The 18,977-nt window shown below is 73.5% G+C and carries 18 protein-coding genes and 2 pseudogenes; 10 read left to right on the top strand and 10 right to left on the bottom strand.

The window, feature by feature from the left end:
* Together AB0917_RS20275 and AB0917_RS20270 are read left to right on the top strand one after the other, a co-directional pair.
* A pseudogene (locus AB0917_RS20275) lies at window positions 1-117 on the top strand (electron transfer flavoprotein subunit alpha/FixB family protein); the annotation flags it as partial.
* Window positions 118-278: 161 nt separating this feature from the next.
* Entirely contained in the window at window positions 279-1,577 is a 1,299-nt protein-coding gene (locus AB0917_RS20270; RefSeq protein WP_366820977.1) for an aldolase/citrate lyase family protein, read from the top strand.
* A 56-nt stretch (window positions 1,578-1,633) separates the two neighbouring features.
* Here AB0917_RS20270 and AB0917_RS20265 read toward each other — a convergent pair whose 3' ends face one another.
* Window positions 1,634-2,182, bottom strand: a complete 549-nt coding sequence (locus AB0917_RS20265; RefSeq protein ID WP_366820976.1) for a CGNR zinc finger domain-containing protein — start codon at window positions 2,180-2,182, stop codon at window positions 1,634-1,636.
* A 92-nt stretch (window positions 2,183-2,274) separates the two neighbouring features.
* Between AB0917_RS20265 and AB0917_RS20260 the strand changes: the two are divergent.
* Window positions 2,275-3,108 (top strand): annotated as a pseudogene (locus AB0917_RS20260) (alpha/beta hydrolase).
* A gap of 14 nt (window positions 3,109-3,122) precedes the next feature.
* On the opposite strand, the gene AB0917_RS20255 reads toward AB0917_RS20260, so the two are convergent.
* Window positions 3,123-4,151 (bottom strand): LacI family DNA-binding transcriptional regulator, encoded by a 1,029-nt coding sequence (locus tag AB0917_RS20255; RefSeq protein ID WP_366820975.1) that lies wholly within the window; start codon window positions 4,149-4,151, stop codon window positions 3,123-3,125.
* Window positions 4,152-4,392: 241 nt separating this feature from the next.
* Here AB0917_RS20255 and AB0917_RS20250 point away from each other — a divergent pair, with 241 nt between their 5' ends.
* Both AB0917_RS20250 and AB0917_RS20245 read left to right on the top strand, forming a co-directional pair.
* Entirely contained in the window at window positions 4,393-5,322 is a 930-nt protein-coding gene (locus AB0917_RS20250; protein ID WP_366820974.1) for an ROK family protein, read from the top strand.
* Between the two features lie 256 nt (window positions 5,323-5,578).
* Window positions 5,579-6,616 (top strand): NUDIX domain-containing protein, encoded by a 1,038-nt coding sequence (locus AB0917_RS20245; protein ID WP_366820973.1) that lies wholly within the window; start codon window positions 5,579-5,581, stop codon window positions 6,614-6,616.
* A 21-nt stretch (window positions 6,617-6,637) separates the two neighbouring features.
* Here the strand turns inward: AB0917_RS20245 and AB0917_RS20240 are convergent, their stop codons facing one another.
* The gene (locus tag AB0917_RS20240; protein ID WP_366820972.1) at window positions 6,638-7,327 is read right to left on the bottom strand and encodes an MBL fold metallo-hydrolase; all 690 of its coding nucleotides are present in this window, start codon (window positions 7,325-7,327) and stop codon (window positions 6,638-6,640) included.
* 126 nt (window positions 7,328-7,453) lie between these two features.
* A complete protein-coding gene (locus AB0917_RS20235) occupies window positions 7,454-8,818 on the bottom strand; it encodes a dipeptidase (RefSeq protein ID WP_366820971.1) in 1,365 nt (454 codons plus the stop codon).
* A 196-nt stretch (window positions 8,819-9,014) separates the two neighbouring features.
* Here AB0917_RS20235 and AB0917_RS20230 point away from each other — a divergent pair, with 196 nt between their 5' ends.
* Together AB0917_RS20230 and AB0917_RS20225 are read left to right on the top strand one after the other, a co-directional pair.
* A complete protein-coding gene (locus tag AB0917_RS20230) occupies window positions 9,015-10,241 on the top strand; it encodes a geranylgeranyl reductase family protein (protein ID WP_366820970.1) in 1,227 nt (408 codons plus the stop codon).
* Between the two features lie 4 nt (window positions 10,242-10,245).
* Window positions 10,246-10,932 carry an alpha/beta hydrolase gene (locus AB0917_RS20225; protein ID WP_366820969.1) on the top strand — a complete coding sequence of 229 codons (687 nt, stop codon included), beginning with the start codon at window positions 10,246-10,248 and terminating at the stop codon, window positions 10,930-10,932.
* On the opposite strand, the gene AB0917_RS20220 is transcribed toward AB0917_RS20225, so the two are convergent.
* Window positions 10,916-11,404, bottom strand: a complete 489-nt coding sequence (locus tag AB0917_RS20220; RefSeq protein WP_366820968.1) for a nitroreductase/quinone reductase family protein — start codon at window positions 11,402-11,404, stop codon at window positions 10,916-10,918. The two genes, AB0917_RS20225 and AB0917_RS20220, sit on opposite strands and share 17 nt — an antisense overlap.
* A 132-nt stretch (window positions 11,405-11,536) precedes the next feature.
* On the opposite strand from AB0917_RS20220, the gene AB0917_RS20215 reads away from it, so the two are divergent.
* Window positions 11,537-12,253 carry a TetR/AcrR family transcriptional regulator gene (locus tag AB0917_RS20215; RefSeq protein WP_366820967.1) on the top strand — a complete coding sequence of 239 codons (717 nt, stop codon included), beginning with the start codon at window positions 11,537-11,539 and terminating at the stop codon, window positions 12,251-12,253.
* Between the two features lie 51 nt (window positions 12,254-12,304).
* Here the strand turns inward: AB0917_RS20215 and AB0917_RS20210 are convergent, their stop codons facing one another.
* Window positions 12,305-13,090: a maleylpyruvate isomerase family mycothiol-dependent enzyme gene (locus AB0917_RS20210; protein ID WP_366820966.1), complete on the bottom strand. Its 786-nt coding sequence runs from the start codon at window positions 13,088-13,090 to the stop codon at window positions 12,305-12,307.
* A 104-nt stretch (window positions 13,091-13,194) separates the two neighbouring features.
* Window positions 13,195-14,355 carry an MFS transporter gene (locus AB0917_RS20205; protein ID WP_366820965.1) on the bottom strand — a complete coding sequence of 387 codons (1,161 nt, stop codon included), beginning with the start codon at window positions 14,353-14,355 and terminating at the stop codon, window positions 13,195-13,197.
* Between the two features lie 217 nt (window positions 14,356-14,572).
* Here AB0917_RS20205 and AB0917_RS20200 point away from each other — a divergent pair, with 217 nt between their 5' ends.
* Window positions 14,573-15,796 carry an ROK family protein gene (locus tag AB0917_RS20200; protein ID WP_366820964.1) on the top strand — a complete coding sequence of 408 codons (1,224 nt, stop codon included), beginning with the start codon at window positions 14,573-14,575 and terminating at the stop codon, window positions 15,794-15,796.
* 210 nt (window positions 15,797-16,006) lie between these two features.
* Here AB0917_RS20200 and AB0917_RS20195 read toward each other — a convergent pair whose 3' ends face one another.
* Window positions 16,007-16,525: an ATP-binding protein gene (locus tag AB0917_RS20195; protein WP_366820963.1), complete on the bottom strand. Its 519-nt coding sequence runs from the start codon at window positions 16,523-16,525 to the stop codon at window positions 16,007-16,009.
* A gap of 233 nt (window positions 16,526-16,758) precedes the next feature.
* Window positions 16,759-17,076: a hypothetical protein gene (locus AB0917_RS20190; protein ID WP_366820978.1), complete on the bottom strand. Its 318-nt coding sequence runs from the start codon at window positions 17,074-17,076 to the stop codon at window positions 16,759-16,761.
* A gap of 254 nt (window positions 17,077-17,330) precedes the next feature.
* Between AB0917_RS20190 and AB0917_RS20185 the strand changes: the two genes are divergently transcribed.
* On the top strand, window positions 17,331-18,476 hold the full coding sequence (locus AB0917_RS20185) for a PLP-dependent cysteine synthase family protein (protein ID WP_366820962.1): 1,146 nt from the start codon (window positions 17,331-17,333) through the stop codon (window positions 18,474-18,476).
* Window positions 18,477-18,490: 14 nt separating this feature from the next.
* On the opposite strand, the gene AB0917_RS20180 is transcribed toward AB0917_RS20185, so the two are convergent.
* A complete protein-coding gene (locus tag AB0917_RS20180; protein ID WP_366820961.1) occupies window positions 18,491-18,970 on the bottom strand; it encodes an SRPBCC family protein in 480 nt (159 codons plus the stop codon).
* Between the last annotated feature and the right edge of the window lie 7 nt (window positions 18,971-18,977).

Raw genomic sequence — 18,977 nt, 5'->3', positions numbered from 1 at the left:
GCGATCAACAAGGACGCCGAGGCCCCGATCTTCGACCTCGTCGACTACGGCGTCGTCGGTGACCTCTTCACCGTCGTGCCCCAGCTCACCGAAGAGATCAACACCCGCAAGGGCTGACCCACCCGATACACCCCACTCCGGGCCGCACGGTGAAACCCACCGCGCGGCCCGGAGCCGTTCCAGGCCACCATTGACGCGGGTCGAGCGGCCTTATAACTTCACTATACGGATTGTTGATTCCGGGAAGCGGAAACAACGAGAGCGTGGAGGGTGCGGTCATGGGGCAGCAGGAGAAGGTGGCAACGAGCCTCGCCGGTTCGGTGAGCGAGGAGATCAGCGCCTCCCTCACGGCGGTCGACGCGGAGCTTGCCCGCCGCTACCCGGGCGACCCCGGCACCCGCCAGCCCGTGCACACCGTCTACGTACCCGGTGACGTCTTCGGGCCCGGCACCCTCCGCTCCTGGGGCGACCAGGCGCTGGCCGCCCTCGACGAACACGCCCCCGACGCCACGTCGCTCGCCGCCGTCCTCGGCATCCCCGAGGAGCTCGCGGGCCCCGTCCACGACCGCGTACGCGCGAAGCTGGAACGCGAGCCCGTCGAGGATCTCCGCATCGACTTCGAGGACGGTTACGGGCCCCGCCCGGACGCCGAGGAGGACGAGGCCGCCGCCCGCGCCGCGCGCCTGGTCTCCGAGGTGTACGCGAACGGCACCGCGGCCCCGTACATGGGCATCCGGATGAAGTGCATGGAGGCCGGTGTCCGTGACCGGTCCATCCGCACCACCGATGTCTTCCTCACCGGCCTGATGGAGGCGGGCGGGCTCCCCGACGGGCTCGTGCTGACCCTGCCGAAGGTGACCTACCCCGAGCAGGTCACCGCCTTCGTCCGGCTCCTCGAAGCCTTCGAGAAGGCCCACGGCCTCGACGCCGGGCGCATCGGCTTCGAGATCCAGATCGAGACCAGCCAGTCCATCCTGGCCGCCGACGGCACCGCCGCCGTCGCCCGCATGATCGACGCGGCGCGGGGCCGGGCCACCGGGCTGCACTACGGCACCTTCGACTACAGCGCCTGCGTCGGCGTCAGCGCCGCCTACCAGGCCAGTGACCACCCCGCCGCCGACCACGCCAAGGCCGTCATGCAGGTCGCCGCCGCCGGCACCGGCGTACGGGTCTCCGACGGCTCGACCAACGTCCTGCCCGTCGGCCCGACCGCTCAGGTCCACGAGGCCTGGCGGCTCCACTTCGGCCTCACCCGCCGCGCTCTGGCCCGCGCCTACTACCAGGGCTGGGACATGCACCCCGGCCACCTGCCGACGCGTTACGCAGCCGTCTACACCTTCTACCGCGAGGGCCTGGAACCGGCCGCCGCCCGGCTCGCCGCCTACGTCGCCAAGGCCGGCGGTGACGTCATGGACGAGCCCGCCACCGCCAAGGCGCTCAGCGGCTACCTGCTGCGCGGCATCGACTGCGGCGCGCTGGACACCGCCGAGGTCGCCCGGCTGACCGGCCTGACCCGCGCGGACCTGGACGCGTTCGCCTCGCCGCGCCGGGGCGACCTGACGGTCACGGCTCCGTAGCGGAGCCACCGGCCCCGGACGCCCCGCCGCTGCCCGCCGCCCCCTGCCGACAGGCGCTAAGCGCCCCGGCGGGGGGCGGCGGCCGTACGGGCGCGGTAGGCCCGCATCTTGTGCCGGGCGCCGCACACGTCCATGTCGCACCAGAGGCCGTTCGACGACGGCGCCCGGTCGTAGAAGACCCAGCGGCACTCCGGCGCCGCACACGCCTTGAGCCGCGTCGCGTGACGCCCGGTCAGGCCGTCCCGCAGCAGGGCTTCCAGCACCTCGCGCACGATCCGCGCCACCGGCTCGCCCGTCGCCGGGCTCAGGGCGAGGGTGCCGTCCGGGCGCACCACCGGGGCACCCGCCACGGAGTGGATCAGCCGGTTGAGGGCGTCGAGCGCCCCGGGCGAGCTCCGCTCGACGAGGAACGCCCGCACGGTCTCCCGGGCCTCCGTGAGCGCCGCCAGTTCGGCCGGGCTCACCGCTTCCGGACCGCCGCGCGCACGCAGCCACCCGCTCGCCGTCTCCGGCCGGGCGAGTTCGTCCTCGCCGTGGAGAAGGGCCGCCGTGTTGCAGAAGGCCTCGACCGGTTCGAGCTCCGGGGGTGCCGGGTTCCGTCGCATGACCCCACTTTACCAACGTTACCGGCAGCCGCGTTGCTCCGGTAACGTCGAAAGCCAGGCAGGGTTCTGCACCCGACAACAGGGGGCGTGTTATGAACAGCTACCCGACCAGGACGTTCGAGACCCCCGACGGAACGGTCCGCTGGGATGTGCTGGGGGAGGGAGACCCGGTCGTCCTGCTCCACGGCACCCCCTTCTCGTCGTTCATCTGGCGCGACATCGCACCGGCGCTCGCCCTGGACCACCAGGTCCACTACTTCGACCTGCTCGGCTTCGGGCGGTCGTAACAGCGCGACGGGCAGGACGTCGGTCTGGCGGCGCAGACCAGGGCGTTCACCGGGCTCCTGGAGCACTGGGGGCTGGGGAGCCCCAGGGTGATCGCCCACGACATCGGCGGGGCCGTGGCGCTGCGGGCGCTGCTGCTGGAGGGCGCCCGGTACGCCGATCTCACCCCGGTCGACGCGGTGGCCTGCGGTGACTGGGGGACCGGCCTGTTCAAGCTCGTACGGGAGAACGCCCGCATCTTCGAGCAGCTGTCCGTCTACGCCCACGAGGCGCTGGTCGAGAGCCACTTGGGCTTCGCCGGCCACGGCGGCCACCGGCCCGACGCCCTGGCCGCCCACCTCGACCCGTGGCGCGGCGAGCAGGGCAGGGCGGCCTATTACCGCCACTACGCGCAGCTGGAGCAGGCCGCCACCGACGAGTTCCAGCACCTGCTGGGGTCCGTGCCGGTGCCGACCCGGATCATCTGGGGGCGCGAGGACGGCTTCCTGCCCCCGCCCTTCGCCGAGCAGCTGCACGCGCTGATCCCGCACTCGGAGCTGCACTGGGTGGAAGGGGCGGGCCACGCCGTCCAGGAGGACGCCCCGGCGCGGCTCCTGGCCCTGCTCACCCAGGAGTTCCGGCCGGTGTCCACAGCGGCGTGAGGGCCTGACGGGCCTCAGGCGGGCGGCAGTTCGCCCGAACCGCGCGGGATGAGCGTGGTCGGCAGCTCCACCCGGGCCGGGGCGTGGTCGGCGCCGTCGAGCCGGCGGAACAGGTGCTCGGCGGCGGTCCTGCCGACGGCCGCTGCGTCCTGCGAGATGACGGTGATGCCGAGCAGGTCCGCCAGCTCGATGTCGTCGAACCCGACCAGGGCCACCGGCCGTTCCCGCTCCGCGATCACCCGGACCGCCGTCACCGTCACCCGGTTGTTCCCCGCGAAGAGCGCGGTGACCGGTTCCGGCCCGCCGAGCATCGCCTCGGCGGCCGCCCGGACCCGGCCGGGGTCGGTGGTCCCGAGGGAGACCCAGGCGTCCTCGACGGTGATCCCGGCATCCGTCATCGCCGCGTGGTAGCCACGCAGGCGCTCGGTGGCGGTGTGGATACGGGGCTGGTCACCGATGAACCCGATCCTGCGGTGGCCGTGCGCGATCAGATGGGCCACGCCCTCCCGGGAGCCGCCGAAGCTGTCGGAGAGCACCATGTCCGCCTCGACCCGGCCCGCCGGACGGTCCACGAAGACCGTGGCGATGCCCGCCTTGATCTCCGGCTCCAGATACCGGTGGTCGTCGCCCGCCGGGATCACGATCAGGCCGTCCACCCGGCGGGCGCACAGGGCCAGGACGAGCTCCTGCTCGCGCTCGGGGTCCTCGGCGCTGGAGCCGTTGATGAGCAGGGCCCCGTGCGCGCGGGCGACCTCCTCCACGGCGCGGCTCAGCGGGCCGTAGAAGGGGTCCGCCAGATCCTCCAGGACCAGGCCGATGGAGGCCGTACGGCCCTTGCGCAGCACGCGGGCGCTGTCGTTGCGGCGGAAGCCCAGCGCGTCGATCGCCTCCTGCACGCGGCGCTCGGTGTCGGGGGTGACGCCGGGCTCGCTGTTCACCACCCGCGAGACCGTCTTGAGGCCCACTCCGGCGCGGGCCGCCACGTCCTTCATGGTCGGACGGTTGCCGTAACGGGTCTCGGAATGACGGGTGGTCCGGTCCACGGTGCGCTGTCCTGTCGTCGGATACGGGGGGCGGGTGACGGATGCGGGAGCAGGTGACGGTCGGTGATTCGGGCGGCAAACGGGCACCTCCGTGCGGCCCGCGGAGCCTGCTGCGGAGACGAACGGAGGCTGTGGCGTCGAGCATAGGCCCTGGACAACGTTGTCAAGGCCAGAGAGACTGTGCAGACTATTGACTGAAACCCGCAGGTCCGTCCTTCACCCATCCGGAGAAGCCACACCGATGCATACCGACCTCGTCGCCGCGCTCGACATCGGCGGCACCAAGATCGCCGGAGCGCTGGTCGACGGCGATGGCACCCTCCTCGTACGGGCGCAGCGGCCGACGCCCGCCCGGGAGGGCGCCGAGGCGGTGATGGGCGCCGTGGACGAGGTGCTGGGCGAGCTGACCGCCTCGCCGCTGTGGGACCGCGCGGGCTCGGCCGGGATCGGCAGCGCCGGACCCGTCGACGCGGCGGCCGGCACGGTCAGCCCGGTCAACGTCCCCGGCTGGCGCGGCTTCCCGCTCGTGGAGCGGGTGCGGAAGACGATCGGCGGGCTGCCCGTCGCGCTGGTCGGCGACGGGGTCGCGATGACGGCGGCCGAGCACTGGCTCGGGGCGGCGCGCGGCTACGACAACGCGCTCTGCCTCGTCGTGTCGACGGGCGTCGGCGGCGGCCTGGTCCTCGACGGCACCCTGCACCCGGGCCCCTCCGGCAACGCCGGCCACATCGGCCACATCAGCGTGGACCTGGACGGCGACGTGTGCCCCTGCGGTGCGCGCGGCTGCGTCGAGCGCATCGCCAGCGGCCCCAACATCGCCCGCCGGGCCCTGGAGGGCGGCTGGCTGCCCGGCCCGGACGGCGACACCACGGCCGCCGCGGTGGCCGCCGCCGCGCGTGCCGGGGACCCGGTCGCCATCGCCTCGTACGAACGGGCGGCCCAGGCCCTCGCGGCCGGCATCGCCGCCACCGCCACCCTGGTCGAGATCGACATCGCGGTGGTCGGCGGGGGAGTGGCGGGCGCCGGCGAGGTGCTCTTCGCACCGCTGCGCCGCAGCCTGCGCGACTACGCCACGCTCTCCTTCGTCCAGGGACTCACGGTCGCGCCCGCCGTGATGGGCACCGACGCGGGCCTGGTCGGCGCGGCGGCAGCGGCGATCGCCCTGCGGTAGGGCCCGTCAGGCACGTCCTGGGTCACGGGGCGCCGCATCGCCGCCCGCCGCCCCACGCGTCCTCCACGGCTATCGGCGGGTGCCCGGTTCCGTCGGCCCGGCACCCGCCACGGGCCCTCGAGGGCCCGTACGGAGCCGCCCGAGGCCCCTTCGGCGCCCCCGGGCGCCCGCGTCCCGGCAACGCCGTCGCCGCGGCGGGGTTTCCCCGGCAGGGTGTTGCGGGCAAGCCACAGGGGGCTACGGAAGAGGGGGAACCGTGATCGTCTGGCTCAACGGTGCGTTCGGCGCGGGCAAGACCAGCGCCGCGGGCGAACTGATCGATCTGATCCCGAACAGCACCTTGTACGACCCGGAACTCACCGGCGCGGGGCTGAGCGCTCTGCTGCCCCAGAAGAAGCTGGCCGAGGTGGGCGACTTCCAGGACCTGGGGATCTGGCGGCGGCTCGTGGTGGACACGGCCGCCGCGCTGCTCGCCGAGATGCCCGGGGTGCTGGTGGTGCCGATGACGCTGCTGAGACAGGAGTACCGGGACGAGATATTCGGCGGGCTCGCCTCCCGGCGCATCCCGGTCCGGCATGTGCTCCTCTCACCTGAGGAAACGATCCTGCGCAGTCGGATAGCGGGCCGGGTGGAGCACCCCGGCGACCGCGAGCAGAGCGAGCGGGTCAACCGGTGGGCGTACGACCACATCGGACCCTACCGGGACGCGCTCGGCTGGATCACCGAGGACGCCCACGTCGTCGACAACGGTGCCCTCACCCCGCGCGAGACCGCCGAGCGGATCGCCGAAGCCGTCCGCAGCGGCGCCGCCGGGGCGTGCGAGATCGTCCAGAGCCCCGAGCCGACCGCCGCGACCGTCGCGGCCGGGGTGCTGCTCTTCGACGAACAGGACCGGGTGCTGCTGGTCGACCCCACGTACAAGCCCGGCTGGGAGTTCCCCGGCGGGGTCGTGGAGGAGGGGGAGGCTCCGGCGCAGGCGGGGGTGCGGGAGGTGGCCGAGGAGCTCGGACTCCGGCTGGACCGGGTCCCCACGCTGCTGCTCGTGGACTGGGAGTCGCCCTCCCCGCCCGGCTACGGCGGTCTGCGCTTCCTCTTCGACGGGGGGCTGCTGCGCTCCGAGGACGTCGGCCGGCTGCTGCTCCCCGGCTCCGAGCTGCGCGACTGGCGCTTCGTCACGGAGCAGGAGGCGGCGGGGATGCTGCCCGCCACCCGCTACGAGCGGCTGCGCTGGGCCCTGCGGGCGCGCGAGCGGTCCACGGTGCTCAACCTGGAGGCGGGCGTCCCGGTGGGCTGAACACAGCGCGCCCGTGCCTCTTCACGCCCCCGCGGCCGCCGCCCGCATGACCTGCGCCGCGTCCTCGGTGAGCGGGTCGCCGTGGCCGAAGCAGACCGTACGGGCCTCCAGCGCGGCCAGCCGCCGGAACGTGTCCTGCGCCTGCGCCCGGTCCACGTTGAACACGCCGAGCATCACCTCCCCGGCCTCCGCCACGGTGTCCCCGGTGAACAGGACCCCGTGGCGCGGCAGATGGAGGGCGATGGAGCCCGGCGTGTGACCGGGGGCGTGGACCACCCGGGCGCCGCCGCCGAACGGCAGCACCTCGCCGCCGTCCACCTCGCGGTCGACCCGGGTGGGCGGCGCATCGGGGACCGTCAGCTCGTTCTCGTACAGCGGCCGTTCCCAGTCGAGCAGCTCCGGTTCCGGTACGGGGAGCTCACCCCGGATCACCGGCGCGTCCAGCCGGTGGGCGACGATCTCGGCGCCGTGGCGGTCCGCCAGCTCCTGGGCCGCGCCGTAGTGGTCGCGGTGGCCGTGGGTGAGGACGATGCGGCCGATCCGGGCGGGGGCGAGGCCCAGCCCCCGTACCGCGTCCTCGATCGCGGCGGCCGACTCGATGTCACCCGCGTCGATGAGCGTCAGGTCGGCCCCGTCACGCCAGAGGTACGCCTGGCCGATCCGGAAGCGGAGCATGTGCAGGCGGCGGGGGAAGACGTCGATGAGGTCCATGCGGCGAACGTACGCAGCCGGAGGCGACCGTCGTACGGAACTACGCTGCCGGCGACTTCGCCGCGGGCGTAGCGAAGCCCCCTGTCGGTACTCCTCCGGAGTCGCAGACAGGGGGCTTGGCGGTCCTCAGCCCTTCTTGGACTCCGCGTAGTTGCGCAGGAACAGCGCCTCGGCGACCGACAGCCGCTCCAGCTCCTCGGGCGACACGCTCTCGTTCACCGCGTGGATCTGCGCCTCGGGCTCGCTCAGGCCGATGAGCAGGATCTCCGCCTGCGGGTAGAGCGACGCCAGCGTGTTGCAGAGCGGGATCGAGCCGCCCATGCCGGAGGACTGCATCTCCTGGCCCGGGTAGGCGTCCCGCATCGCGTCCGCCATCGCCGTGTACGCCGGGCTGGAGGTGTCGGCGCTGAACGGCTGGCCCTGGCCCACCTGCTCCACCGTGACCCGCGCACCCCACGGGGCGTGCGCCTGAAGGTGCGCGGTGAGCAGCTTCGTCGCCTCGGCGGCGTCATGGCCGGGCGGCACCCGCAGGCTGATCTGGGCCCGCGCGCTCGCCTGCACGGACGGCGTGGCGCCGACCACCGGCGGGCAGTCGATGCCGATGACGGTGACGGCGGGACGGGCCCACACCCGGTCCGCGACCGTGCCCGTACCGATCAGCTCCACGCCGTCCAGCACCTTGGCGTCCCGCCGGAACTCCGCCTCCGGGTACTGCAGCCCGTCCCAGTCGGCGTCCCCGCTCAGACCGTCGACCGTCGTGGTCCCTCTCTCGTCGCGCAGCGAGGCCAGCAGATGGATCATCGCGGCCAGCGCGTCGGGGGCGGCGCCGCCGAACTGCCCCGAGTGCAGGTTCCCTTCGAGGGTGTCGAGCTGCACCCGCAGCATCGTCATCCCGCGCAGCGACGACGTGACCGTCGGCAGCCCGACCCGGAAGTTCCCGGTGTCGCCGATGACGACCGTGTCGGCCACCAGCAGCTCCGGGTGCTCCTCCACGTACCGCTCCAGGCCGCCGGTGCCCTGCTCCTCCGACCCCTCGGCTATCACCTTCACCGAGACCGGGACGCCGCCGTTGGCCTTGAGGGCGCGCAGCGCGAGCAGGTGCATGATGAAGCCGCCCTTGCAGTCCGCGGCGCCCCGGCCGTACCAGCGCCCGTCGCGCTCGGTCAGCTCGAACGGCGGCGAGAGCCACGCCGACTCGTCGAGCGGCGGCTGCACGTCGTAGTGGGCGTAGAGCAGTACGGTCGGTGCACCGGCCGGGCCGGGCAGGAAACCGTAGACCGACTGGGTGCCGTCGGGGGTGTCGAGCAGCGCGACATCCGTGAAGCCCTCGGCACGCAGGGCGTCCGCGACCCAGTTCGCCGCGGCCTCGCACTCGCTCTTCGGGAACACCGCGGGGTCCGCGACCGACTGGAACGCGACCAGCTCGGCGAGCTCCGCCCGCGCACGGGGCATCAGAGAGGCGACGGTGTCGGAAATCGGGCGGGCGGTCATGGGCACGCTCCTCGTGGGTGCGACGTTATGGGTAGGGCACGGTGAGTACGCGCCCGTCCGCGACACCGTAAGTGTGGTGTCGCGGGCAGCAACAGATTCATGGCCGATCCTCCCACAGGGGGGCTCGGCCGGGACGCGCCGTAGGATGCCGTGAGCAGCTTGGGGCCACTGGTCGGATCGGGAGCAGAAGCACATCGTGAGCAGCGAGAACGCAGACGCCGGGCGAGAGAACGAAGAGTCGTCGGTCTGGGACGTCGTCGTCGTCGGCGCCGGACCGGCCGGCGCATCCGCGGCGTACGCGGCAGCCGTGGCGGGCCGACGGGTCCTGCTGCTGGAGAAGGCGGAACTGCCGCGCTACAAGACCTGCGGCGGCGGCATCATCGGGTTCTCCCGGGATTCCCTGCCACCGGGGTTCGAACTGCCCCTGAAGGACCGCATCCACGCGGTGACCTTCTCGCTCAACGGGAAGCTCTCGCGCACCCGCCGCTCCCGGCGCATGCTCTTCGGGCTCATCAACCGCTCGGAGTTCGACGCCCGGCTGGTGGAGGAGGCGCAGAAGGCCGGCGCCGAACTGCGCACCGGGGCCTCGGTGGTGCGGGTGGAGCAGCACGGGCCCGCCGTGCCCGACCGGCGTACGGTCGCCGTGGTGCTGGGCGGCGGTGAGACGGTGCTGGCGCGGGCGGTCGTCGGGGCGGACGGCAGCGCGGGCCGGATAGGAGCACATGTCGGGGTGAAGCTCGACCAGGTGGACCTCGGCCTGGAGGCGGAGATCCCGGTTCCGGCGACGGTGGCGGAGGACTGGGCGGGCCGCGTCCTCATCGACTGGGGCCCGATGCCCGGGAGTTACGGCTGGGTCTTCCCCAAGGGCGACACGCTGACCGTCGGGGTGATCTCGGCGCGCGGCGACGGCGCCGGCACCAAGCGGTATCTGGAGGACTTCATCGCCCGCCTCGGCCTCGCCGGGTTCGAGCCGTCCGTCTCCTCGGGGCACCTGACCCGCTGCCGCAGCGACGACTCGCCGCTCTCGCGCGGCCGGGTCGTGGTCTGCGGCGACGCGGCCGGACTCCTGGAGCCGTGGACCCGGGAGGGCATCTCCTTCGCGCTGCGCTCCGGCCGCCTCGCGGGCGAATGGGCCGTCAGGATCGCCGAGGCGCACGACGCGGTGGACGCCCGCCGCCAGGCCCTCAACTACGCCTTCGCCATCAAGGCCGGTCTCGGTGTGGAGATGGGCGTGGGGCGCCGCATGCTCAAGCTGTTCGAGCGTCGCCCGGGGATGCTGCACGCGGTGCTGACCGGCTTCCGCCCGGCCTGGAAGGCGTTCGCCGGGATCACCCGGGGCACGACCTCGTTGGCCGAGCTGGTCCGTACGCACCCGCTGGCGCAGCGGGCCATAAGCGCGATGGACCGCCGAACGGCGGGATGAGGGCGTGGGCGCAGGGACCGCCGCGGTGCTCGTCCACGGCCTCTACCACCGCCCCGAACACTTCGCCCCGGTCGCGGACGGCCTGCGGGCGAAGGGGATCGACGTGGTCGTTCCCGAGCTCCACCGAGGCTCCCTGGCCGCCGATACGGCAGCGGTCCAGGCCGCCGTCGACGCCTCGCGGGAGCCTCCGCTGCTGCTCGGCCACTCCTACGGAGGGTCGGTGATCACCGGGGTGCGCGGGGCGTGCCGTCTGGTCTATCTGGCGGCGTTCGTACCGGACGTGGGCGAGAGCGCGGCCGCCCTCGGCGGGGCGTCCGCGCGGCTGCGCGAGGCGATCGTGCCGGCCGCCGGGCCCGAAGGGACGACGGTTCTGCACCCCGGCCTGGCGGCCGAGGTCCTCTACGGGGACTGCTCCGAACCTCTCGCCGCTCGGGCGGTCGGCCTGTTGCGACCTCAGGCCCCGGGCTGCGGGCGGGGAATCCCGGCCCACCACAGCTGGAAGCGGACTCCTTCGACCTATGTCGTCTGCGCCGGGGACCGGGCGATCGACCCCGTCCTGCAACGGAGGCTGGCCGCCCGCTGCACCGAGGTGCGCGAGTGGCGGACGGGACACGCGCCGTTCGTCTCCCGGCCCGCGCTCCTGGTCGACCTGGTGAGCGAGCTGATCGCCGGGGTCAGCCCTCGACCGTGATGCGGAAGACCGGGTGGTCCGGGCAGGCGGCCAGCAGTTCGGCGTCCGTGGAGTTCGCGGTGACGCCCTGGAAGAACTGTTTCACCTCCCAGCCCCACCGCTCCAGGTAGGCACGGATGATCCGAGCCTTCTGCGCGTCGTCGGCGATCTCCACGGCGGTGAAGACCCGGGTCCTGCGCCCCACCCTCAGCTCACCGCCGCCCGCGACGCGCATGTTGCGCACCCACTGGGAGTGGCCCCGGGCCGAGACGAGGTACTGGGCGCCCTCGTAGGAGTGCGGGTTGACGGGGATGCGCTGCATCTGGCCGCTCGTGCGCCCTCGCACCGACATCTCGGCGGAGCCCATGAGGCTGACGCCGTGCCGGGCGAGCCGGCCGATGACGTTGTTGAGGCGAGCGGCGGTTGCACCGGCGCGGAGGTAGTACGGCTGCGACATGGTGGCCCCCAGGGCGTGGACGATCCGGCACGGCATGAGGAGAGCGGTGCCCCCAAAAGAAGAGCGGTGCTCTCGCTTGAGATCAGTGTGCACGGGTGCGCTGCTCAAAATCAAGAGCACTGCTCTCGTTATGGTTCGGTGCTCTGCACGCGTGGCAGACTGATCACCATGAGCAGCATCCGAGGGGCCAGGGAACGGGCCCGCATCGAAGTGACCGCCGCCATCAAGGACGAGGCCAGAAAGCAGCTGGCGGCGGAGGGTGCGGCCAGACTCTCCCTGCGCGCCGTCGCCCGCGAGCTGGGCATGGCCTCCTCCGCGCTCTACCGCTATTTCCCGAGCCGCGACGACCTGCTCACCGCGCTGATCGTCGACGCGTACGACGCCGTCGGCCAGGTCGCGGAGGACGCCCGCGCCGCCGCCGACCGGGCCCGTCCCCGTCCCGCCCCGTACGCCCAGCGCTGGGTCGCCGTGGCCGGTGCCGTACGGGAGTGGGCCCTCGCACACCCCCACGAGTACGCCTTGATCTACGGCTCGCCGGTCCCCGGCTACAGCGCCCCCAGGGACACCGTGGGGCCCGCCTCCCGGGTCGGCCTGGTCTTCGTGGGCCTGCTCCGGGACGGGTTCAGGGCCGACGGCCTCGCCGTACCGCCTCTCGCGCGGGAGCTGCGCCCCGAGGCCGAGCGGATCACCGCCGAACTCGCCCCGGACCTCCCGCCCGCCGCCGTGCTGGCCCTCGTCGCCGCCTGGGCCCAGCTCTTCGGCCTGATCTCGTTCGAGCTCTTCGGCCAGTTCAACCGGGTGGTCGAGGCGCGCGAGCAGCTCTTCCGGAGGGCTGCGGGGGAGCTGGCCCGCTCGGTCGGCCTGCGTGGGGGCCCGGCGGACTGAGGTGGGGAGGCCGGGGGGAGGCGGGGCGGAGGCGCCGTCCTGCCGGGTGGCCTACCAGGTGACCGCGGAGTTGTCCGTCCAGAGCCTGGCCACCGCGCGGTCGCCGCGCAGGGTCACGGCGGCGAGCGGCAAGCGGTTCCAGAGGGTGAGGTAGAGGCCCTCCGCCGTTCCGCTCAGCTCGCAGTCCACGCGCTCCCCGCCGGCCGGGCCGGGGCTGCCGTCCCCGTCCCCGCCGCCCGCGGCGGGCGTACGTACGGCCCGCGGCGGCTCGTCGGAGATCCGTACGGTCCACACCGCGTCCGTGTCCACGGCCCGCACCCGCAACGTGCGCGGGGTGGTGGAGCGAACCCGGCTCCTGGGGCGGGCGTGGAAGCCGGTCAGCAGTTCGTCGATGCCGTCGACCGCCCGGTCGGCGTCCACCGTCGTGAGCGGTCCGCCGAGCGCCGACTCCGCGTCCACCCGGTGCACGGTCGTCTCGTTCAGCTGGCGGCGGGACCAGAACGCCAGGGGCGAAGGGGCGGGGAGGAACGTCCAGCACTCCAGGTCGGCGGGTGCCTTCTCCAGCGACCGGACCAGGTGGTGGTGGCCCGCCCGGAACCAGTCGAGGAGTTCGTCGCCGTCGAGGGCGGGCTCTCCGCCGTCGGGATGGGGCGTGGTGTGCCCCTCGGTGACGAACCCGGCCGCCCAGCGGTGCACCATGCCGGTGTGGCGCAGCAGATGGCGTATCTGCCAGCCGGGGCAGGTCGGGACCGAGGCCCCGGGGCCGGCCTGTTCGGCGGCGGCCGCGAGGAGCCGCCCTTCCTCGGACAGGGACGCGATGTGCTCGGTGATCTCCATGGCGGGATTGTGCCAGGGGGTGCGGCGGCCTGCGGGTGCCCGGACGGCCCGGATCGCCCGGACCGCTCGGGGTGTTCGCCCGTTCGCCGGGTGCGTCCGTGCGGTCAGGCCGGTCCGCCCGTCGCGGGGGCTCCGCCCGCCGGGACGTGCGTCGCGTTGCGGGCCCCGTACCCCAGGACGGCGGCCGCCGCGGCGAGCAGGGCCACCGTCGTCAGCGCCACCGGCAGCGAGAACCAGTCGGCCAGGAAGCCGATCGCGGGCGGGCCCAGCAGCATCCCGCCGTAGCCCAGCGTCGAGGCGGCGGCCACCCCGCTCGGCCCGGCCAGCTCTCCGGCCCGGCCCACGGCGACGGGGAAGATGTTGGCCAGCCCCAGGCCGGTGACCGCGAACCCGGCGAGCGCGAGCCAGGCGGTCGGCGCCAGGGCGCCCAGCAGCATCCCGGTCGCGGCGACCGCACCGCCGAGGACCAGGGTGCGGGTCTGGCCGAGCCGTTCCAGGAGCAGCGTCCCGGTGAGCCTGCCGATGGTCATCGTCAGGGCGAACAGCGCGTACCCGGCGGCGGCGAGGCCGGGGTGGGCGTTCAGGTCCTGCTCCAGGTGGAGCGCGCCCCAGTCGGCCAGCGCGCCTTCCCCGTACGCCGTGCACAGGGCGATCACGCCGAAGAGCAGCACGATCCGGCGGGCCCGCGGGTCGAGCTTCCGCTTGGGCCGCTGCTGCCGATCGCGCGCCGAGATGGCCGTACGGGCCGGGCGGTGGCGCAGCAGCGCGGGCCCCGCGAACGCGGTGACGAGCAGGCCGACGGCGGCCAGCAGGAACAGGTGCGTCGAGGCGGAGAGGCCGCCCGCCACCAATCCGCCGAGCCCGGCCCCGACCATGCCGCCGAGGCTGAACGCCGCGTGGAAGCTCGGCATCACCGGTCGGCGCAGCTCGGCGACCAGGTCGACGGCCGCGCTGTTCATGGCCACGTTCATCCCGCCGTACGCCGCCCCGAAGACCAGCAGGACGAGGCCGAGCGAGAGCGCGGAATGGGTCTGCGCGGGCAGGGCGATGCTCAGGGGGAGCAGGACCCCGCAGGCCACGGTCGTGGCGTGGCTGCCGTAACGGCGGCAGAGGCGGCCGGTGAACATCATGGTGATCACGGCGCCCGCGGAGACGCCGAGCAGGGCGAGGCCGAGGGTGGAGGCGGAGGCGCCGGTCTGCTGCTTGATGGCCGGGATACGGACCACCCAGCCGGCGAAGAGGAAGCCGTCGAGGGCGAAGAACACGGTCAGCGCGGTACGGAGGCGGGCCGACGAGGATGGGGCGGTGTCTCCGCCAGGTCCTCCCGGTAGGGCCGTCCGCAGTTTGTTTAGTTGCGGCACAAACTCAGCATAGGGGTGGGCGGACGGTGGACGCAACACGGTTGGCGGAGGCGGGCGTCACCCCTCCCGGTGGGCTCCCTCGGCGTCCGGAACACCTCCGGATCATGGGAGACTCGCCCTCATGAACGGCAAGGCGACCACCACCCGGACGAAGTTGGAGAGGGGCCGCAGTGCGCTCGGGCCCGCACTGGAACTGGTCCACACCGGGCGCGCCCCCACGCGCGCCGTCCTGACCTCCGAGCTCGGCGTCACCCGGGCCACCGCCGGAGCGGTCGCCGCGGAGCTGGAGGCGCTCGGGCTGATCCGGGTCGACTCCAGCCCCGGTTCCGCGGCCGGTTCGCAGGGCCGCCCCTCGCACCGGCTGTCCGTCCTGGAGACCGGCCCCGTCGTCCTCGCCGCCCAGGTCCACGCCGACGGCTTCCGGGCCGCGCTCGTCGGGCTCGGCGGCCGGATCGTCGCCACGGCGCCGGGCTGCGTCACGGTGATGGCCGACCCCGCGCAGGTGCTCGGCGAGGTCGTGGCCGCGGGGGCGCAACTGCTCCGCGAGAGCGGGCTGCGCTGCGTCGGCGCCGGACTCGCCGTGCCGTCGGCGGTCGCCGAACCCGAAGGCACCGCGCTCAACCCGCTGCACCTCGCCTGGCCCGCGGGCTCGCCCGTCCGGGACATCTTCGCCGGCTGCGTCCGTGACGCGGGCATCACGGGCCCCGCCTTCACCGGCAACGACGTCAACCTCACCGCGCTCGCCGAGCACCGCCACGGCGCCGGCCGCGGCGCCCAGCACCTCCTCTGCGTCGCCACCGGCCACCGGGGCGTCGGCGGGGCCCTGGTGCTCGACGGCCGCCTGCACAGCGGGAGTTCGGGGCTCGCGCTGGAGGTCGGGCACCTCACCGTCAACCCCGAGGGGCGCCCCTGCCACTGCGGCGGACGCGGCTGCCTCGACGTGGAGACCGACCCGCTCGCCTTCCTCACCACCGCGCGCCGCGACCCGGGCCCGGAGGAGTCGCTCCTCAAGCAGGCCGGCGACCTGATGCGCACGGAGTACGCGGACGCGGACGTACGCAACGCCGCCGAGGCGCTGATCGACCGCCTGGGCCTGGGCCTCGCCGGGCTCGTCAACATCCTCAACCCGGACCGGATCATCCTCGGCGGACTCCACCGCGACCTGCTGGAGGCGGACCCGGAGCGGCTGCGGGCCGTCGTCGCCGACCGCAGCCTGTGGGGCCGCAGCGGCAGCGTACCGATCCTGCCCTGCACCCTGACCCACAACAGCCTCGTCGGCGCCGCCGAACTGGCCTGGCAGCCGGTCCTCGACGACCCGCTCGCCGTCCTCACCGTCCTCGCCTGACGGAGGCCGGGCGTCGGGGGCGGGCGTCAAGGGCGGGGAGGCAGGGGCGAGGGGCGTCAGCCGCCCGGCCCCGCCCTCGGCGCCCTGTCCTCGCCCTCCGGCGCCCGACCAGAAGATCCCGGCGTCCGGCGGACGGAAAGCGCAGGGCAGGCGGCACAGGTCCCGCGGTGCGGCGTGAAGCTCACCGCGCCGCCGGACCCGCTCTTCCCGTCAGCCGACGACGGCCGACCGGCCCGGGACGGCCGCGATGGCCTCGGAGCTGATCGACACGGACCCGAACGGCCCGTCGGTCGTCGACCCGTAGACCGCCAGCGGCGGCAGGGTCGAGGTGCCGCAGGTCGCCGGCAAGGTGAACCAGACGGCCTTTCCGGCCGCGCCGCTCGGCCGTACGCCCCAGCTCTCGCTGACCGCGGCGATCAGGGCCAGACCCCGGCCCGAGGTGGCGAAGGAATCCGCCTCGTTCACCGTCGGGACGCGCGGGTCATGGTCGTGGACGGAGACCGTCAACCGGTCGAGCAGCAGCTCGATGTCGACGGTGCATGACTTGTCCGGCTGTGCGTGCCGGTGGACATTGGTCAGGAGTTCGGTGACGCCCAGGGCTGCCTGGTCGATCAGGGGATCGAGATGCCAGTAGCGCAGTTGCGCCGAGATGATTCTGCGGACCTGACCGATCCGCGACGGCAGGGCCTGGAGCTCCACCGTGCAGTGCCTGCTTGGCTCGCTGATCACGGCTGCGACTCCCCGAAATAGGTCCGGAAGAAGACGGACGGACGGAGCCGGCGGACGACTGACTGCTGACTGCCGATCCGCTCTGCTCTTGTCGTGTCTGCTCGTGTCGCGCGACCCGGTCCCATGGAGCGGATCGCTCCGTCACCGAGGGTGCACCTTCGGTGACGTGGATCCAGCGTGGCCCAGCCCCGGCGGCTCCGCAACTCGCGGAGCCGCGTACCGTTCCTTCGGCCTCAGCCCCGGCGGCCTCCCGCGCTGCGCAGCGCGTCCAGGAGGCGGCGCAGCGGAGCCGCCCCGTCGCGTCTGCGGTTGCGCTGCTCCATCGTCAACCGGTAGCGCACGCCGTTCACCCGGGCGATGGCCGAATCCGCCGCGAAGAACCACCGTTTGCCCGCACTCACCGTGCCCACCGGGGCGCTGTCGATCTCCCGCCCGTTGCTCATCAGCAGGGAGAGCCGGCCGTCCTTGACGACCACCTGCCCGGCCCTGGTCAGCGATCGGGTGAACCGCTCGATCCTGACCCCCGACGCACTGAACTCGGCGTCCGCCATCGCGGCTTCGCCCCCCTTCGTCACTACTTCTCCTGTTGCAGTGTGCCCGGCCGCGCCCCCGACCGCCAGAGGGCATGGGGACCCGCCGCGCGCCGCCGGCACCCACCCGCCCCACCTGCCCCCGGGAACGTGCCCGCGGGCTTGGTCAAAGGCAGGGCTATGGACCATCAAAGTCAACGTTTGCGCAGGTCGGGGGCATATCGTGGAGAGGCGAGGACCGGGCGGACGAACTGCGTACGAACAGGAGCACGGCGATGGGCACCGATGAGCTGGGACGTGACCGCGGGGCCACGGGGGCGGTCATGGAGACGGTGGACGTCGACCGCAGCGACCCGGAGTACCGGGCCTGGCTGAAGGAGGCCGTCCGCAAGGTCCAGGCCGACGCCAACCGTTCGGCCGACACCCACCTGCTGCGCTTCCCGCTGCCCGAGGAGTGGGGCATCGACCTCTACCTCAAGGACGAGTCGACGCACCCCACCGGCAGTCTCAAGCACCGGCTCGCCCGCTCGCTCTTCCTCTACGGGCTCTGCAACGGCTGGATCCGTCCGGGCAAGCCGGTCATCGAGGCGTCCAGCGGCTCCACCGCCGTCTCGGAGGCGTACTTCGCGAAGCTGATCGGGGTGCCGTTCATCGCCGTGATGCCGCGCACCACCAGCCCGGAGAAGTGCCGGCTCATCGAATTCCACGGCGGCCGGTGCCACTTCGTCGACGACTCGCGCAGGCTGTACGAGGAGTCCGCGTCGCTCGCCGCCGAGACCGGCGGGCACTACATGGACCAGTTCACCTACGCGGAGCGCGCCACCGACTGGCGCGGCAACAACAACATCGCCGAGTCGATCTACCAGCAGCTCAGGCTGGAGCGGTACCCGGAACCCACCTGGATCGTCGCCACCGCCGGGACCGGCGGCACCTCGGCCACCATCGCCCGCTACGTGCACTACCTCCAGCACGACACCCGCGTCTGTGTCCCGGACCCGGAGAACTCCTGCTTCTTCGACGGCTGGACCCGCCACGACCCGTACGCGAGCAGCGACCGCGGCTCCCGGATCGAGGGCATCGGCCGCCCCCGCATGGAGCCGAGCTTCGTGCCGGGCGCCGTCGACCGGATGATGAAGGTGCCCGACGCGGCGAGCGTCGCGGCCGTACGGGCCCTGGAGCGGGCCATCGGCCGCAAGGCGGGCGGCTCCACGGGCACCGGGCTGTGGAGCGCGTTCAAGCTGATCGCCGAGATGGTGGAGGCGGGGGAGAGGGGCAGCGTCGTCACGCTGCTGTGCGACCCGGGCGACCGCTACCTGGACAAGTACTACTCCGACTCCTGGCTGGAGGAGCAGGGCCTGGACATCGCCCCGTACAGCGCGGCGATCGGCAACTTCCTCACCACCGGGGCCCTGACCGGATAAGGCCCCGGGAGCGCTCAGGCCGCCGGCGCGGTCAGCCGCCCGTCGAGCCGGCGCACCGCCTCCCGGAAGGACCGGCCCATGCCGAGGCGCGCCACCCCCAGCACCGAGCGGAACGGGCCCGTCCCGTCGGCGGCGAAGGTCCACTGCACCCGGGTCCCGCCCCCGTCGGCGGTGAGCCGCCACTCCTCCACCAGGGCGCGCAGGCCGGGGGCGTTGGTCTCGTCCACCCGGTAGGCGTACCGTTCGCCCGGCTCGGCGGCCACGACCGTCTCGCGGAAGCGGACCCCGCCGCGCAGCCGCACCTCCCGGCCCGCGCCCCCGTCGGTGGGCGTGGCCCGGGTGAGGGCGGTGAACCAGGAGGGCCAGGAGGCGACGTCGTCCGCGAGCGCCCGGTAGACCACGTCCGGGGGCGCGGACACCTCGGCGGCGAACACCAGGCGTATCGGCGCGGAATCGGTGAACTCCAGCCCTACGGTACGGAGTCGGCGTGCCATCGTGTGC

Origin of the sequence: Streptomyces sp. NPDC007346 (assembly GCF_040703535.1) — a bacterium.
In the GTDB taxonomy this organism is placed as follows: domain Bacteria; phylum Actinomycetota; class Actinomycetes; order Streptomycetales; family Streptomycetaceae; genus Streptomyces.
Note: the sequence above shows the minus strand (reverse complement) of the source record. Positions and strands in the feature narration are given on the sequence as shown.

Bases quoted from the DNA above. Each gene is read 5' to 3' on its own strand.
- AB0917_RS20270 (WP_366820977.1), top strand. From the start codon at position 279: ATGGGGCAGCAGGAGAAGGTGGCAACGAGCCTCGCCGGTTCGGTGAGC.
- AB0917_RS20265 (WP_366820976.1), bottom strand. From the start codon at position 2,182: ATGCGACGGAACCCGGCACCCCCGGAGCTCGAACCGGTCGAGGCCTTC.
- AB0917_RS20250 (WP_366820974.1), top strand. From the start codon at position 4,393: ATGCATACCGACCTCGTCGCCGCGCTCGACATCGGCGGCACCAAGATC.
- AB0917_RS20240 (WP_366820972.1), bottom strand. From the start codon at position 7,327: ATGGACCTCATCGACGTCTTCCCCCGCCGCCTGCACATGCTCCGCTTC.
- AB0917_RS20235 (WP_366820971.1), bottom strand. From the start codon at position 8,818: ATGACCGCCCGCCCGATTTCCGACACCGTCGCCTCTCTGATGCCCCGT.
- AB0917_RS20220 (WP_366820968.1), bottom strand. From the start codon at position 11,404: ATGCCGTGCCGGATCGTCCACGCCCTGGGGGCCACCATGTCGCAGCCG.
- AB0917_RS20215 (WP_366820967.1), top strand. From the start codon at position 11,537: ATGAGCAGCATCCGAGGGGCCAGGGAACGGGCCCGCATCGAAGTGACC.
- AB0917_RS20210 (WP_366820966.1), bottom strand. From the start codon at position 13,090: ATGGAGATCACCGAGCACATCGCGTCCCTGTCCGAGGAAGGGCGGCTC.
- AB0917_RS20200 (WP_366820964.1), top strand. From the start codon at position 14,573: ATGAACGGCAAGGCGACCACCACCCGGACGAAGTTGGAGAGGGGCCGC.
- AB0917_RS20190 (WP_366820978.1), bottom strand. From the start codon at position 17,076: ATGGCGGACGCCGAGTTCAGTGCGTCGGGGGTCAGGATCGAGCGGTTC.
- AB0917_RS20185 (WP_366820962.1), top strand. From the start codon at position 17,331: ATGGGCACCGATGAGCTGGGACGTGACCGCGGGGCCACGGGGGCGGTC.
- AB0917_RS20180 (WP_366820961.1), bottom strand. From the start codon at position 18,970: ATGGCACGCCGACTCCGTACCGTAGGGCTGGAGTTCACCGATTCCGCG.